The sequence below is a fragment of the Leisingera sp. F5 genome, assembly GCF_001593695.1.
This window is the reverse complement of sequence record NZ_LUKH01000393.1, coordinates 1-2,596: the sequence shown is the minus strand read 5'-3', so window position 1 is coordinate 2,596 and position 2,596 is coordinate 1. Positions and strand designations below refer to the sequence as shown.

Here is a 2,596-nt window from a genome sequence, read left to right as displayed (position 1 = left end):
ATGCTCAGCGCATCTTCAAGTTCGACACCAAGATATCTGACAGTGCTGTCGACTTTTGTATGGCCAAGAAGCAGTTGCACACACGCAAGTTCCCGGTTTTGCGGTATATCTCCGCTGCCTTGGTTCGGCGCAGTGAATGGGTGCCGTATCCGCTGGGTTCCAGCCCAATTGCCGTCACCCAATCGCGCACAAGCCGGCCATATTGGCGAGTTGAGATATGTGGGGGGTCATGAAACCGGCTGGGGAACATGAGACGGCAGCCGATCATTTCCGGCGACTTGATCCACGCGGCAATGGTGTCCCGCGTGTTTTCAGAGAGTTCGAACTGAACGGGCCGCTTGGTTTTGCTCTGGATCACAGACACCCTTTCGCGAAGGCGATCATCCCTCACCAAGTCAGTGACGGCCAGTTTCACCAAATCGCATCCGCGAAGCTTGCTATCAATTGCCACGTTGAACAGCGCAAGATCGCGCAGGTTGCCCGCCAGTTCCAGCCGCGCGCGGATCGCCCAGACCTGTTTCGGCAACAGTGGTCGTTTCTGGCCGATGATCCGGCCCTTGTTCCAGGCTCTTCGTTTCGGGGTGACAGCGGGAAGTTGGACTCTTGGCATAGTGCGCCCTCCAATCCTCCCGCCAAACCCAGACATCAGCACAGCGCTGACGCCTCAGTCTACTGGTGGTTCGAATGGCCGTTGTCACTTTGGGAAATACCGCAGACGCATTGGGCAGCAGTGAACCCAAAGTCGAACAATGCTGCAGTACACTTGAATAGGTGTGAAAGGCGCAAAACGGACATTCACAGGAAGGATGACACCTCCCACAGGTTCTCGGTAGCAGTCGTACCGGTGCTCATATTCGCCAACTTTGGAACGAGATCACCTGTGCAAAAGTTCAGCTCCAATCCGGAACCGGTTACTGATTGTACATGATCCAAAAAACTTTTCAGTTCTTCGAGCGCGGGCCTGCCGATACAAATTGCCAATACAAATAAGGCATAACTTGGCTTGGACTTTTGTTTCACCCCAGGCGTGCCAACGACAATGGGAAGTAAGCGTTCATGATTCCAGCAGCCCTTCCAGCTCTGATCACGGCGTTTGCCTCCCGCCAACCCGGGAGGAAATCATGAAACTTTACAAGTCCGGCTGTGACATACTGCCCACAACCGTCGAAGACTCTGCTCACAATGCGAAGCGTCGAAATGACGAAGTCAGCCGACGTGAATTTCTTGCCATGGCGACAACGTTCGGGGCCACTACCGCAACAGCCTACGCCATGCTGGGCATGAATGCGCCGGCGTTCGCGTCAGAAACACCAAAGACCGGCGGAACGCTGCGGATCGGGATGGTTGTCCGGGAAGGCAAGGACCCGCGGTCTTACGATGACAGCCCGCAAGCCAATATCAGCCGGGGCTGGCTTGAGTATCTGGTACGCTACACTCATCAGTTCACCTTTGAGCCGATGCTTCTGGAAAGCTGGGAAATCAGCGAAGATGCAAAGACCTACATTCTGAATGTGCGCCCCGGGGTGACCTGGCACAACGGCGATCCACTTACCGCGGAGCATGTCGCATACAATATTGAACGGTGGTGCGATAAGGGGGCCGAAGGCAATTCCATGGCGGGCCGGTTCGGGACATTGATTGATCCCGATACCTCAAAGGCGGCTGAGGGAACCATCGAAGTGGTTGACGCCTCGACCGTACGGCTGAACCTGCCGAACCCGGATATTACACTGATCGCCGGCATGGCGGACTATCCCGCAGCCATCGTGCATCCAGACGCCGGCAGTGCAGATCCTTTCAAGGCGCCACTGGGGACAGGTCCCTACACCCTGGAAAGCCATGAAGTCGGCGTTAAAGCCGTGCTGGTCCGCAAAGACGGCCACACGTGGTGGAACGAGGGCCAGGGGGCCTATTTGGACAGGATCGAATACCTGGACGTGGGAACCGACCCGACCACCATCCTGTCTTCCTATGAAGCGGAAGAAATCGACGCCAACTACGAATCCAGCGGTGATTTTGTTGCGGTGCTGACCGGGCTGGGCCTGCAGCAAAACGAAGCCGTGACGGCCGCGACCATTGTTATCCGCCCCAATCAGGACGCCACAGTGAATGGCAAAAAACCCTATGCAGACGCACGTGTCCGTCGCGCCCTGTCAATGGCGGTCGACAACTCAGTCTTGCTCGAGTTGGGGGTCAACGGGTTGGGAATACCGGCGCAGAACCATCATGTCTGTCCGATTCATCCCGAGTATGCGGAAGTGGACCGGATACCTCACGATCCTGCCGGGGCCATAGAGCTTCTCAAGGAAGTCGGCATGGAAGACTTTGAGCACGAGCTGATTTCGATCGACGATGACTGGCGCCGTAACACAACCGACGCCATGGCTGCGCAGTTGCGGGGGGCCGGGATCAAGGTGAAGCGAACAGTAGTTCCTGGAGCATCTTTCTGGAATGACTGGGCGAAATTTCCCTTCAGCTCGACCAATTGGAACATGCGCCCGCTCGGCGTGCAAATTCTGGCCCTGACCTACCGGTCCGGAGAAAACTGGAACGAAACCGGGTTCAACAATCCTGAGTTCGACCGTTTGCTGGCAGA

At 56.4% G+C, this 2,596-nt stretch carries 1 protein-coding gene and 1 pseudogene; one reads left to right on the top strand and one right to left on the bottom strand.

The annotated features are described in order from the left end of the window. Window positions 1-610 (bottom strand): annotated as a pseudogene (locus tag A2I95_RS30810) (tyrosine-type recombinase/integrase); the annotation flags it as partial. Between the two features lie 511 nt (window positions 611-1,121). Here A2I95_RS30810 and A2I95_RS30805 point away from each other — a divergent pair. Next, on the top strand, window positions 1,122-2,596 hold a 1,475-nt coding region (locus A2I95_RS30805), incomplete at its 3' end, for an ABC transporter substrate-binding protein (protein ID WP_291735958.1).